The sequence below is a fragment of the Streptomyces sp. RG80 genome, assembly GCF_040446465.1.
Classification (GTDB): Bacteria; Actinomycetota; Actinomycetes; order Streptomycetales; family Streptomycetaceae; genus Streptomyces.
In genome coordinates this window covers 587,054-600,444 of sequence record NZ_JBEAAJ010000006.1, presented here as the reverse complement: position 1 = coordinate 600,444, position 13,391 = coordinate 587,054, and the positions used below count along the sequence as shown (strand labels likewise).

General features: G+C 70.0%; 10 protein-coding genes. 3 read left to right on the top strand and 7 right to left on the bottom strand.

The features are described from left to right. Window positions 1–29: 29 nt before the first annotated feature. Together ABKA17_RS23470 and ABKA17_RS23465 are read right to left on the bottom strand one after the other, a co-directional pair. Entirely contained in the window at window positions 30–1,448 is a 1,419-nt protein-coding gene (locus ABKA17_RS23470; RefSeq protein ID WP_353694150.1) for a DUF6882 domain-containing protein, read from the bottom strand. Window positions 1,449–1,716: 268 nt separating this feature from the next. Further along, a complete protein-coding gene (locus ABKA17_RS23465; protein ID WP_353694149.1) occupies window positions 1,717–2,586 on the bottom strand; it encodes a calcium-binding protein in 870 nt (289 codons plus the stop codon). 251 nt (window positions 2,587–2,837) lie between these two features. Here ABKA17_RS23465 and ABKA17_RS23460 point away from each other — a divergent pair, with 251 nt between their 5' ends. Together ABKA17_RS23460 and ABKA17_RS23455 are read left to right on the top strand one after the other, a co-directional pair. Beyond that, window positions 2,838–4,724: an ABC transporter ATP-binding protein gene (locus ABKA17_RS23460; protein WP_353694148.1), complete on the top strand. Its 1,887-nt coding sequence runs from the start codon at window positions 2,838–2,840 to the stop codon at window positions 4,722–4,724. Window positions 4,725–4,886: 162 nt separating this feature from the next. Continuing rightward, window positions 4,887–5,873 (top strand): ornithine cyclodeaminase family protein, encoded by a 987-nt coding sequence (locus tag ABKA17_RS23455; RefSeq protein WP_353694147.1) that lies wholly within the window; start codon window positions 4,887–4,889, stop codon window positions 5,871–5,873. 19 nt (window positions 5,874–5,892) lie between these two features. Here ABKA17_RS23455 and ABKA17_RS23450 read toward each other — a convergent pair whose 3' ends face one another. Both ABKA17_RS23450 and ABKA17_RS23445 read right to left on the bottom strand, forming a co-directional pair. Further along, entirely contained in the window at window positions 5,893–6,342 is a 450-nt protein-coding gene (locus ABKA17_RS23450; RefSeq protein ID WP_353694146.1) for a hypothetical protein, read from the bottom strand. Between the two features lie 203 nt (window positions 6,343–6,545). Then, window positions 6,546–7,547 carry a LacI family DNA-binding transcriptional regulator gene (locus ABKA17_RS23445; protein WP_353694145.1) on the bottom strand — a complete coding sequence of 334 codons (1,002 nt, stop codon included), beginning with the start codon at window positions 7,545–7,547 and terminating at the stop codon, window positions 6,546–6,548. Window positions 7,548–7,709: 162 nt separating this feature from the next. Here ABKA17_RS23445 and ABKA17_RS23440 point away from each other — a divergent pair, with 162 nt between their 5' ends. Further along, window positions 7,710–10,676 (top strand): glycoside hydrolase family 2 TIM barrel-domain containing protein, encoded by a 2,967-nt coding sequence (locus ABKA17_RS23440; protein WP_353694144.1) that lies wholly within the window; start codon window positions 7,710–7,712, stop codon window positions 10,674–10,676. Window positions 10,677–10,829: 153 nt separating this feature from the next. On the opposite strand, the gene ABKA17_RS23435 is transcribed toward ABKA17_RS23440, so the two are convergent. The 3 genes from ABKA17_RS23435 to ABKA17_RS23425 form a co-directional block, all read right to left on the bottom strand. Continuing rightward, entirely contained in the window at window positions 10,830–11,363 is a 534-nt protein-coding gene (locus ABKA17_RS23435) for a VOC family protein (RefSeq protein ID WP_353694143.1), read from the bottom strand. A 102-nt stretch (window positions 11,364–11,465) separates the two neighbouring features. Beyond that, window positions 11,466–12,410: an LLM class F420-dependent oxidoreductase gene (locus tag ABKA17_RS23430; RefSeq protein WP_353694142.1), complete on the bottom strand. Its 945-nt coding sequence runs from the start codon at window positions 12,408–12,410 to the stop codon at window positions 11,466–11,468. Further along, window positions 12,407–13,192, bottom strand: coding sequence for an ABC transporter ATP-binding protein (locus tag ABKA17_RS23425; RefSeq protein ID WP_353694141.1), 786 nt, complete (start codon window positions 13,190–13,192; stop codon window positions 12,407–12,409). Before ABKA17_RS23425 ends, ABKA17_RS23430 begins: the two co-directional genes overlap by 4 nt. Window positions 13,193–13,391: the final 199 nt, after the last annotated feature.

Sequence of the window (13,391 nt, the reverse complement as noted above, 5' to 3'; positions counted from 1 at the left end):
GGCCCGCGCCGACTCGGCGGCCCCACGCGTCACATAGGCGCCCCCATGAGCATCCCGGGTGCGACCTGAGTGATGGTGCCGTCGGGTGCGAAGTACACCCGTACCTCGTACAAGCCCGTCACACCGCTGATGAAGTCCGGCTCCCCGTAGCGCCACACCTGCATGCCGAGCCGCTCGAAGTACGCCTGGGCCAGCGACCGCATGGTTTCGTTGCGGGCCTCTTGCTCCACCAGACCGTGGAGCCAACTCCCGCCACCCCGGATGTCCGCCACAGCCCCGTCCAGGTCAAGAGCGCCGGTGTCGGTGAGGCGCTCATCGGTGACGGCGAAGAAGTCGTTGCCCAGCGAAGTGAAGGTGTGGCCCGCCACGTTCGCCGCGGTACGCGCCAAGGCAACGGCGACCGCCTCTCGCGGTCCGTACGCGGTCAGGTCGAGCTGGTCGCCCGACAGCTCAGGCATGGTCTCGACGTCAGCGGAGTCCAACCCCGCCGCTTCCCGGAAGCACTCGCGGATGTCCTCGGTCTCCGGCGCCCACCGGAACCAGCCCTCCTCGGCGTCATAGGAGCCGAGGCGCCGCGCGGTCAGACCCCCTCCGGGGAACCGCAGCTCTTCGGCCTCCCCGTCCCACACGGGCGCGCGACCGGCGAACGCGAGATGGTCGTCCGCGTAACTGACCATCGCTCGCGTCCGCAGGATCGAGAACGCCATCTCCCGGGCCGCCACGGCCAGCAGCGGCCGCGGGAACGTCCTGTGCGGTGCGCCGGGCGAGCGGCGCGCACCCTCCAGCTGCTGTTCGCCGGCCGTCCGGCAGCCGGGCGCGGTCCCGTCGGGGCCGGTGACCTCGACCCCGGTGACCTCCTCACCCTCCAGCGACACCACGACGCGGTCGCCTCCGTCGAGCACGCCTTCCACCCGACCGGGCCCGTACACCGGGTCGATTCCGTGCCGGGCGAACCAACCCTTGACCGGCGCCAGCGCGGGACCGGGAAGGAGGGCGGCGCCGTTGCGCAGAGCCGTGGTGAGTCGGACGGGGCGCGGCTCGGCACGGGGTACGGCGGGGTCGTCGACGACCATGAGGAGCCGACCCTGTTCGTTCACCGCGCAGATCACGGCGCCCCGGGCGTCGAGCAACCCCATGGACATCAACAGCAGGTGGTCGGCGGCCAGCCGCGGATCGGGGAAGTGGTTGAGGTCCAGGAGGGGCTCGGTCAGCTCGGGGATGCCGGAGCGCTCACCCAGTTCGCGCAGCTCCTGGGAACGGACCGCGATGAGGCTGTCCCGATAGGACTCGTTGGCCCATGCCCACATCAAGGTGCCGTCCAGGGCGTACGTACCGACGACATGGGCGCGCAGGGTGATACCCGAGCGGGTGACGGACGGTTCGTCCCGGTCGAAGGACACCACCCCGGCGGGCACCAAGGAGTCGAAGAGGTCGAGCTGTTCACACACCCAAGCGAGGTTCGGCCGTGCGTGAGAAAGGAGTTGGTCACTGAAGGAGGCGCTCATGAAGACTTTCCGATGATGGGGGCGCCGGTGGTCGAGGCGACCCGTTGTCGGGGCAGTCTGTCAATACGCGGCTGGGGATGCATACGCCCCCATGACTTACGGCCGGCTGCTGCCGAGCCGTATCTGTCGCCCTACCTGGGCCTGGGTCCGCCTACGTTGCCCCGCACAGGGCGGCGGCACGCCGGCGGACGCGGCCTACGACCTCGCCCGTTCAGGGCCGTACATCGACGTAGTCGCCGGCTGCCTTGGCCGGCCCGGTGGTGGCCGAGCCGGTGAAGTTCCAACGCCAGTAGCCGTCCTTGACCGCCTTGACGGTGGTGCGCAGGTTGCCCGTGCTGTTGGTGTTCACCGTGGCGACCGTGGTGTAGGTGCTGCTGTTCTTGGGGCGGAACTGCAGCTTGACCGCCCGGCCCGTGTATCCCGCGTATCGGTAGGTGTCCCAATTGGCCCGCACCAGCTTGCCGGTGACGGTGATGAGCGCGCCCTTGGCCACGGGCTCGGGTGCCGCGTTGACGGTCAGCTGAGCAGCACGCTTGAGGGAGAACGACCCCACGCCGGGCGAATAGACGGAATCGCCGTCGTTGGTGTCGACCAAGGGGTTCACCGACCAGGTCCCCGCGTTGGCGTTGGCCAGGTCCACCGGGTCATCGCTGCCGGGAGCCAGATGGGCGTTGACGGTGAACACCGTCGTGCAGGTCGTGGGGGTCTCGCAGAATGCGTCGGTGGTGTAGAAGCCGCCGTGAGGTCCCTTCAGGTCCACATCGACGAACGACAGCCCTGAGTCGTCCGATCCGGTGACCGTGACCGGGAACACCACGTTGTGCGTGATGCCCACGATGACGTCATTCCCGGAGTTGACGACGGCACCGCTGACCACCGGCTCGGTGAGTGAGGTATCGGCCACGGCATCAGGCGAAGCCACCGCTCCGACCACCACAACGGCGACGGCGGCCGTCACGGCACCGCGCCTCGCTGCGTTCCGGGCGGGTCTGGGCCACGAGGTGTGCGCGGCGCGGGCGGGCGAGGAGACCTCGCGCTCGCCGCCCTGTCTGTCGTTCATCGGTGCGACGTATCGGCTCATGAATCCTCCACGGACAACGCTTCGCAACCCCAACCATCACCGGTACGACGGCAGTTGACGGTAAGCGCGGCTGGCTGGTGCATGTCGCCTTCTACGACTGCCGAACCGGCCCGATCGTTGCCCAGGATCAAGCGACCGGTGGTGCCGAACGCGGCGACGAAGTGTCCGATTATCACCGCTCCGCCGTAAATGCATGGACTGAGAACGTTGTTCGACGGGACACTGCCCGCTTCCTCACCCCCGGGAGTGTGATGGGCACCTCTGACACATACGGCTCCGCGCCGGGCAGGAGTGCGGTCCTGCTGGCGCTGCGCCACTACAACCGTGAACTCCTGCGCCTGCGGTGGCTGACGCTGCCCGCGCTGCTGCTGACCGCCCTGGGCAACATGGGCATCCGCTACATCGCCCCCTTGCTGATCGCCAAGCTGGCGGGGCAGGCCGCCACCGACGGCGGCCTCACCCTCGACTCCGCGTCGCCGTACGTGCTGGGGTTCGGGGTGACGCTGCTGCTCTCCGAGGCCGTGTGGCGGGTCGGGCAGCACTGTCTGAACCGGGTGGCCGCGCTCGGCATGGAGCACCTCTACGTCGACGGCATGGACGAACTCCTGGCCAAGGACGCGGCGTTCTTCCACGACAACTTCGCGGGCTCCCTCACCAAGCGGGTGCTGAGCTACGGCAAGCGCTTCGAGGACTTCATCGACACGCTGACGTACCGGATCGTGGGCAGTCTGGTGCCGTTGCTCTTCGGTGCCGCGGTGCTGTGGACCTACTCGCCGATGCTGGTCGCCGGTCTCCTCGTGATGATGGCGCTGACCCTGGTGGCCGCGACCCCGCTGATCCGGCGTCGGCAACGGCTGGTCAACGAGCGGGAGGCGGCGATCGCCCGCGTCTCCGGCCATGTCGCCGACAGCCTCATGAACATGGAGACCATCCGGGCGTTCGCGGCCGAACGGCGGGAAGGAGCCGAGCACCGCAGCCGTGTCGCGGAGTCCCGGCGGCTGACGCTGAGGTCGTGGGACTACGGCAACCTGCGCGTCGACACCGTGATCGCGCCGATGTCCGTCGCCACCAATGTGCTGGGGCTGGTGGTGGCGATCGCCTTCGGCGGTCCGGGGCTTGGGGTGGAGGGGGTCGTCGTCGCCTTCACCTACTACTCCCAGGCGACCGAGATCATGTTCGAGTTCAACCAGATCTACCGGCGCCTCGAAAGCTCGATGACCGAGGCGGCGCAGTTCACGGAGCTGCTGCTGGATCCGCCCACCGTGCTCGATCCGCCGAAGCCGGAGCCGCTCGCGCCGTGTGACTCCAGCGTCCGCTTCGACAAGGTCACCTTCGCCCACGCGGGCGCGGCCCCGATCTTCGAAGGGCTCGACCTGGATGTACCCGCGGGTGCGCGAATCGGGCTGGTCGGCCGGTCCGGTGGCGGCAAGACCACCCTCACCCGCCTCCTGCTGCGCATGTCGGACGTCGACAGCGGACGCATCCTCATCGGCGGCCAGGACATCAGCCGACTGCGCCAGAGCGACCTGCGGTCACTGATCGCCTACGTCCCCCAGGAACCCGCCATGTTCCACCGCCCGCTGCGGGACAACATCGCCTTCGCCCGACCCGGCGCGACGGACGAGGAGATCCTCGCGGCGGCCGACGCGGCACACGTCACGGAGTTCGCCGAGCAACTCCCCGACGGCTTCCGGACACTGGTGGGCGAACGCGGGGTGAAGCTCTCCGGCGGCCAGCGTCAGCGCGTCGCCCTGGCCCGCGCCATCCTGCGGGACGCACCTGTCCTGCTCCTCGACGAAGCGACCAGCGCGCTGGACTCCGAGAGCGAGATCCTCATCCAGGACGCGTTGTGGCGGCTGATGAAGGGACGCACCGCGCTCGTGGTCGCACACCGGCTGAGCACCGTCGCGGGCATGGACCGTCTCGTCGTACTGGACCGCGGGAGCGTCGTCGAACAGGGCACCCACGAGGAACTGCTCGCGGGGCACGGCATGTACGCCAGGTTGTGGAGGCATCAGTCCGGCGGCTTCCTCGGCGACAACACCCAGCCGAGCCCCGGCCCTCAGGCCCCAGGGGACGGCGCGGCAACGGACGGCGACCATACGCTGCCGTCGCCGGCCGGCACAGGATCCGTGTGACCGGGACACTCCCCGCTGCACAACAGATGGATCCGGTCGTAGCCGTCATGTCGGCGAATACTCGATATGACGGCGTGTCCTGGCGGGGGCACGGAAGTCGTGGGACGACGCTGTGACCGGTCGGCCGGCGTAGGGTACGGCGGTCCTTGGGAGGTTTCACGGATGCTTGTGCTCGGGCGGTCGCAGGTCGAGGCTCTCATCGACATGGACGCACTGATCGACGCCATGGCTCCGGCGATGGCGGACCTCAGCGCGGGCCGCGCCTCGGCACCGGACCGCATCGCGGCGCTCGTGCCCGAACAAGAGGGCTTCCTCGCGGCCATGCCGGGTTACGTGCCGTCGACCGGTGTCCTGATGACCAAGCTCGTCTCCCTCTTCCCGCGCAATGCCGCGACGCCGCTGCCGACCCATCAAGCGCTCATCGTCATGTTCGATCCGGCCACCGGGGAGCCTGCCGCGCTGCTGGACGGCACCGCCATCACCGCGGCGCGGACCGGTGCCTGCTCGGCGCTGTCGGCGCGTCTGCTGGCGCGAGAGGACGCGACCGTGCTGGCCGTCCTGGGCACGGGAGTTCAGGCCCGTTCCCACGCCCGCGCGATGTGCCGCGTCCGCCCCATCCGCGAGATCCGTATCGCCGGCCGCAGCCCGGCAAAAGCGGCCGCTCTCGCCGCGGAGCTCTCCTCCGAACTCGACACCGACGTACGGGCGATGAGCCCCATCGAGGCGCTCGACGGCGCCCATATCGCCGCGGCGACCACCCATGCCCTCGAACCGGTGATCCGCCGCCCCTGGCTGAGTGGCGGGGTGCACATCACCTCGGTCGGCTTCAACCCGGCCGGCCGTGAAGTCGACGATGCCACGATCGCTGATGCGCTGGTGTGCGTCGAATCGCGGCAGGCCGCCCTGGCCCCGTTCCCAGCGGGCAGCAACGACCTGCTGACGCCCATCCGGAACGGCGTCATCACGGCCCAGCACATCCACGCCGAGTTGGGCGAACTCCTCTCCGGCAGCAGACCGGGCCGCACCTCACCCGACCAGATCACCTTGTACAAGTCGGTGGGAGTAGCCGTCCAGGACGCCGTCGCCGCCGCACTGGTCGCCACGGCAGCCCGTGAGCAGTCGGTCGGTACCGACATCACCCTCGAATAGCGCGGCGTTCGCGGGCGGGTCAGCCGAAGCCGCGCCCCTCCTCGGGCTCGGGCTCGGCCGAGAGGGGCACCGCCCCCGGGGTGACACGGCGGTAGGCGGCCCGTGCATGGACGAGCCGGGCAAGCACCGTACCGAAGAGCCCTGCGGCGCACAGGCTGGCGAGCCAGAAGGCGTCACGCGGTGCGGCCCAGGTGAAGGTGCCCACCGGGGGGATGGCGAAGCCGTTGAGGAACAACCAGCACAGCACCGCCGTACCGGGGGCGGCGGTGAAGCGGGCGCACAGGCCCAGCACACCGGCCAGCAAGGAGAGCCCGGCGAGGGCGAGACCGGGGCGGTCCGTCCCGACAAACGTGATGTGCAGCGCCACCAGGGTCAGGGCACCGCCGAAGGCCGTGGCCCACACCAGCGGGGTGGCCACCGGGCGAGGAACGGGTCGTACCCCAGCGCTGAGGGACACCCACTCGATCATCTGACGCTTCCCCTTCCGGTCCTCCCCCGCGCATGCGGAACGTGGCCGGCTGCGGCCGCGCTACCGCTGTGCGCAGATTCTCCCACTCAACCGCCGGCCGTACTTACCTCGGGCTGGATCCCGCCGCCCGACGGCCCTGCGTTCGCCCTGCCGCGCGTTCGCAGCCTCGGGTGGGAAGCCGGCCCCGGCCCGCGGGACCCGGGTCAGGTGGACTCGCGCAGTCGCAGTGCGGCCCTGACCGTCGCCTCCTCGTGGCTCAGCGGCCCGCTGCGGGACAGCAGTCGGCCGGCCTGTTCGACGATGAGTACGCCGAGTTCGCGGGTGTCCAGGGCGACCGTGGTCAGTGCGGGTTCCACGAGCGTGCCGAGTTGGAGGCCGTCGAAGCCGATCACGGCCAGGTCCTCGGGGACTCTTCGGTCCAGGCGGCGCGCGGCGCGCAGTGCGCCGATGGCGATGATGTCGTTGAACGTGAACACGGCCGTGATGTCGGGGTGGGCGGCGAGCAGCTCGCGCAGTGCGCTCTGCCCGCCCTCGATGCTCTGCTCGGCGCGGCTGACCGCGGCAGGGTCCAGGCCGCGGTCGGCCATGGCCTCGGCGAACCAGCGGTGGCGGATGCTCGGCTCGGAGCGGGTCCGGTGGTCGAGCATCCCGATGCGTGTGTGCCCCCGGTCGGCCAGGTGGCTGATCGCGGCGTGGACGCCCGCCTCGCCGTCGATCCGGATCGCGTTGAACCGCTCGCCGCGGTGTTCACGGTCGATGAGGACCACGGGGAGCCCGCGGACCAGCTTGTCGATCTCTTCCTCGGGCAGGTTCAGGTAGCCCACGACCGCGTCGACCTGCGTGGCCATGGCCTCGAGGGTGCCGCGCTCCTCGTCCGCGTTGTCGCCGGTGTCGTAGATGACGACGTGCCAGCCGCGCTTGCGTGCGGCCTCCAGGGCTGCCGCGGCGACCTCGGTGAAGAACGGGTTGAGCAGGTCGGGGATCACCAGACCGACGCTTGTGGAGTCCTGCCGTACGAGGCCTCGGGCGAAGCGGCTCGGCCGGTAGCCCAGCTCCTGGGCGAGGTCGAGGACGCGCTGTTTGGTGTTGGCGTCGATCTCCCCCTTGTCGTTCAGCGCCCGGGACACGGTCTGCCGCGACACGCCCGCGGCCCGGGCCACGTCGTCGATCGTCACTCTGCGTGGATCGTTCGCCGACGGCGCCATCGTTCACCTCTGTCTGTCGGTGCGACTCCGGAGTCTTGACACTTGTCCGGACATGAGCGCAGACTCCGATTCGATCAGTCCCGTGAGCGTTCACGTTAGCGCTCACGGACGCTGGCTCCAACCGTCCGGCACCCGCCGCCGAAGTTCTTGGGAACGGAGAACATGAGCAACGCAGTTTCCGACATCGCCCCGTGGCGTGGCGATCTCCGCCCGGCCCGTTCCTGGCTCCACTCCGACGCCCCCTCCCTGTCCCTGAACGGCTCATGGCGGTTCCGGCTCTCCCCCACGGCGGCCGTCGCGGAGGATTTCGCCGCCTCGGACTTCGACGATCACGGCTGGGACGACCTGGCCGTCCCGTCGCACTGGGTGCTCAAGGGCGACGGCGCCTACGGCCGGCCGATCTACACCAACATCCAGTTCCCGTTCCCGATCGACCCGCCTCACGTCCCCGACGAGAACCCCACCGGTGACTACCGCCGTGCCTTCGAGCTGCCCGCCGACTGGTCGGACGCGGAGCGGGTCGTCCTGCGCTTCGACGGGGTCGAGTCGCTGTTCCGGGTGTGGGTGAACGGGATCGAGATCGGCAGCGCCAGCGGCAGCCGGCTCGCCCACGAGTTCGACGTGACCTCCGCGGTGCGGCCGGGCGGCAACGTCGTCGCCGTACGTGTGCACCAGTGGTCCGCGGCCAGCTACGTCGAGGACCAGGACCAGTGGTGGCTGCCGGGCATCTTCCGTGACGTCACCCTCCTGGCCCGCCCGGCGGCAGGCATCGAGGACGTCTGGCTGCGGACCGGGTACGACACCGGGCGCGGGCACATCGACCCCGAGATCGTCGCCGACCCCTCGGCGTTCCCCGTGACGCTGCGCGTCCCCGAGCTCGGCATCGAGCAGGTGTGGGAGACGGCCGCCGACGTGACTCCCCTGGACGTCGCCGAGGTCGAACCGTGGTCGGCGGAGCGTCCCCGTCTGTACGACGCGACGGTGTCCAACGCGGCCGAGAACATCGCACTGCGCGTGGGTTTCCGCACGGTCGAGATCCGGGGCGATCAGTTCCTCGTCAACGGCCGCCGTGTCGTCTTCCACGGGGTGAACCGCCACGAGACGCATCCCGAGCGCGGCCGTGTCTTCGACGAGGAGCACGCGCGCGAGGATCTCGCCCTGATGAAGCGGTTCAACGTCAACGCCATCCGCACCAGCCACTACCCGCCGCACCCGCGGCTCCTCGACCTCGCGGACGAGCTCGGCTTCTGGGTCATCCTCGAATGCGACCTGGAGACGCACGGCTTCGAGAAGGTCGGCTGGACGGGCAACCCCAGCGACGACCCCGCGTGGCGCGAGGCGTACCTGGACCGCATCCGCCGCACCGTGGAGCGGGACAAGAACCACCCCAGCATCGTCATCTGGTCGCTCGGCAACGAGGCGGGGACCGGCAGCAACCTCGCCGCCATGTCGTCCTGGGTCCACGCCCGCGACGCCGGACGCCCCGTGCACTACGAGGGCGACTACGTCGGCGAATACACCGACGTCTACTCCCGTATGTACTCCTCCGTGCCGGAGACCAAGGAGATCGGCACCGACGGCTCACGCGCACCCCTGCTCAACTGCACGCCCGCGCAGGGCGCACGGCAGCGCACGAAGCCGTTCCTGCTGTGCGAGTACGCCCACGCGATGGGCAACGGTCCGGGGGCGTTCGACGAGTACGAGGCGCTCGTACGCGAACATCCCCGCCTGCACGGCGGTTTCGTGTGGGAGTGGCGCGACCACGGCATCCTGGCCGAGGCGGCGGACGGCACGCCGTACTACGCCTACGGAGGCGACTTCGGCGAGGTCGTCCACGACGGCAACTTCGTCATGGACGGCATGGTGTTGAGCGATGACGTGCCGACGCCGAGCCTGTACGAGTACAAGGCGGTCGTGCAGCCGCTCGCCTTCTCCTTCGACGGCGACAAGGTCGCCGTCACCAACCTGCGGCACTCGGCCGACACCTCCGACCTCCGGTTCCGCTGGCGTGTCGAGCACGACGGAATCCTCGTGGAACACGGCGAGTTGGACACCCCGGTCGTCGCCGCGGGTGCCTCGGGGTGGGTGCCGCTGCCGCCTGTCGCCGTCGCCCCGGACGCCGAGACCTGGCTCACCATCGACGCGGTCCTGGCCACCGGCACCGCCTGGGCACCGGAGGGCCACGTCGTCGCGACCGCCCAGCTGGACCGCTCGGTCCGCCGTCCCGCCCCCGCCGTACCCTCACGCCCCGACTGGGAGCCCAGCACCGGAACGCTCGCCCTGGGCATCGCCGAGTTCACCGACGGCTCCCTGGTCCGGCTCGCCGACCGCGCCGTGTCGGGCCCCCGGCTCGAACTGTTCCGCGCGCCGACGGACAACGACGAGGGCGCCTCCGACGAGGTCGCCGGCAGCGACGCGGCCGTCCCGGGAGTCTCCAACGCGGAACTGTGGCGGCGCGACGGTCTGCACCGGCTGACCACACGGCGCGTGAGCACCGAGCACGCCGAGGGTGCCCTGCGGACCGTCGACAAGGTGTCCGCGGCGGACTCCGCCCTGTTCGTGATGGTGGAGTCGGTCTGGACGCTCGACGCGGGTGCGCTGGACCTGCGTGTGGAGATCCAGCCGTCCCGCGGCTGGCGGACCGTGTGGCCGCGGGTCGGCATCCGTCTCGACCTGCCCGACGGCACGGCGCCCGTCGACGGCGCCGAGTGGTTCGGCCTCGGCCCGCTCGAGTCGTACCCCGACAGTCTCCAGGCGGCGCAGACGGGCCGCTTCTCCTCCTCCGTGCGCGACCTCTCGGTCGACTACGCCCGCCCCCAGGAGACAGGACACCGTTCCCGAGTGCGCGAGTTGTCCCTGTCGAGCGGCGGCACCGAGGTTCTGCGTGTCGTGGTCCTGCCCGACCACCGCGGCCGCCGTCCCGGCTTCGTCCTCAGCCGCCACACCCCGCAACAGATCGCCGCGGCCGACCACCCCTTCGAACTCCCCGACTCCACCACCACCCACCTCCACATCGACGCCGCCCACCACGGCCTGGGCTCACGCGCCTGCGGACCGGACGTCCGGCCGGACTTCGCCCTGCGCCCCGAGTCCCACACGCTCCGACTCCGCATCAGCACACCGAGGTGAGAACCGGAGGCTGACGGCCCGAGCACACCGACACCCTCCGGACCTGCGACGGAGGGGCAAGCCAGTACGTGCGGCCTCTGGTGGATGGATTTCCTCGTCGGAGACCCATCCACCAGAGGCTTCGCCTCTGTACCCGGACCCCGACGAGCGTGGTCAGCCTGGATTCCTGACCGGTGCGCTGCTGCTCCCGCGCTGTCGACCGCTGAGCTCGGCGTCGAGTGTCTCCTGAGCTACACGCATGGCCTCGGCGTACACGGGGTCCCGCAGCCGGTTCCACATCTCGTCCTCGTCGACGTCCTCAACACGGGCGGCCACCCACCAGATGTTGCCGAAGGGGTCTTTGACACGTCCTCCGCGCTGTCCGAAGGCGTCGTCGGCGATCGCGGTGACGACCTGGCCGCCGGCAGCGAGGGCTTGTGCGAACGCCCTGTCCGCGTCGGCGACGAACACGCGCAGCAGGCTCGGCATGGCGGGCCAGTCGTCGTGTCGGTCGAAGGCCAGCACGACGGTATCGCCGACTCGGATCTCACCGTGGCCGATCGAACCGTCCTCGGTCGAGACCCGCGCCAGTTCCTCGCCATCGAACGCCTGGGAGACGAAGTCGAGAAAGGCCCCCGTGTCGTCGGTGACGACCCAGGGGGCGACGGTGGTGTAACCCGCCGGCGCTGCGTTGGTCTGCTCGGGCATCGGGGTCCTCTCGACGATGTCGGCTGTCAGAAGCGACCGTAGGCGCCATGTAGGTCTGGTTCTGTCCTACTCCGTCGACGTGTCGAGGGGCGTCCCTGATCCCTACAGCTGTGGGAGCACCTCAGCGGCGATGAGTTCCAGGTGGTCGAGGTCATGGAAGTCGATCAGTCGCACATGGATGCGGCCTGCGCCGATCGCGGCGAACTCGCCGAGCCGCTGCACGAGTTGGGCCGCGGATCCGATGACGGGGTCCTCCGGCGGCAGCGCGCTCTTGACGTGCAGCGGGGCGGCCCGCCGTCGCGCCTCCGCGTCGGTACGGCCGATGGCGGCGACGACTCCGGCCGAGAGCACCAGCGGTGGCCGGTCGGCGTCGGCCCGCCCGGTCCGTTCGCACGCCGCGGCGACACGTCGGTACGCCGTGGCTGTCTCCGCCACCGACTTGAAGGGCATGTTGAACTCGTCGGCGTACCGAGCCGCCAGCTCCGGGGTGCGCTTGGGTCCGCGGCCACCGACGATGATCGGCGGCGCGGGAAGTTGCACGGGTTTCGGCAGGGCAGGTGCGTCGATCAGCTGGTAGTGCGCGCCGCGGTGGCTGAAGCTCTCTCCGAGCGGAGTCCGCCACAGGCCGGTGATCACCGCCAGTTGCTCCTCCAACCGGTCGAAGCGCTCTGGCGCGGGCGGGAACGGGATGCCGTACGAGGTGTGTTCACGTTCGTACCAGCCCGCGCCGAGCCCCAGCTCGACCCGTCCCCCGCTCATACGGTCGACCTGCGCCACCGTCACCGCGAGCGGGCCCGGGAGTCGGAAGGTGGCCGAGGTGACCAGGGTGCCGAGTCGGATCCGGGAGGTCTCCCGGGCGAGCGCGCCGAGCGTCAGCCAGGCGTCCGTGGGACCGGGCAGACCGGGATCGGCGCCCATCGCCTGATAGTGATCGGCCCGGAAGAAGCCCTCGAATCCGCAGGCCTCGACGAGTTGGGCGAAGCGCAGCTGATCCTCGTAGTCGGCACCGCGGTGCGGCTCGGTGAAGACGCAGATCCGCAAGGTCATCGCCGCTCCGTCTCGACCGGTGTGGACAGGTCCCGTTCCATCAGCAGCTCGTGCAAGTCGGCGCTGCACCGGGCCACTTCGTCCAGGTGCTCGGTTCGGCCCAGCGTCCTCGGCCGGGGTATGGCGATGTCGACGATCCTGCGGATGCGGCCCGGGCGCGGGGTGAGCACCACCACCCGGTCGGCGAGCAGCACGGCCTCGTCTATCGAGTGGGTGACGAAGACGACGGTGGAGGAGTTCTCGAGGTGGATGCGTTGGAGTTCCACCGCGAGGTCCGCGCGGGTCAACGCGTCGAGTGCGGAGAAGGGTTCGTCCATGAGCAGTACCCGCGGCTCCCCCATCAGCGACCGGCACAGGGCGACGCGCTGCTGCATCCCGCCGGAGAGCTCGTGCGGCCGGTGCTTCTCGAAGCCGCCCAGTCCGGCCGTCTCCAGCAGCCGGTACGCTCGCTCCCGGTGCTCGCTCTTGTTCCAGCCGAACATCTCCACGGGCAGCAGGACGTTGTCGAGGACGGATCGCCAGGGCAGCAGGGCCGGCCTCTGGAACAGCATGGCGACATCCCGCCTGGCTCCGGCGACCCGATCGCCGTCGATGGTGATCTCGCCGGCGGAGACCGGCAGCAGTCCGGCGATCAGGCGGAGCAGTGTGGACTTGCCGCACCCGGACCGGCCCACCACCGCCACGAACTCACCCTCGGCGACGTGAAGCCCGATGTCCTGGAGCGCGACCGTCGAACCGGACCGGCCGACGAAGCTCCGTGACACACCGGTGAGTCTGATCATCCGGCGGTCTCCCCATCCACTGGCAATCATCATGCCGACCGGGCCCCAACGCTCCGTCAGGCTACCCGCAGCACCTCGCCCGGCGGTACCTGTCGTTCCGCCGTCGCCTGCCCCACTGCCTCACATCTGGCCCACAACTACCCATCCCTCGTACGCTGTTACCTGCACGAAGTGTCATGCCCTCGGCGATTTCGTCACG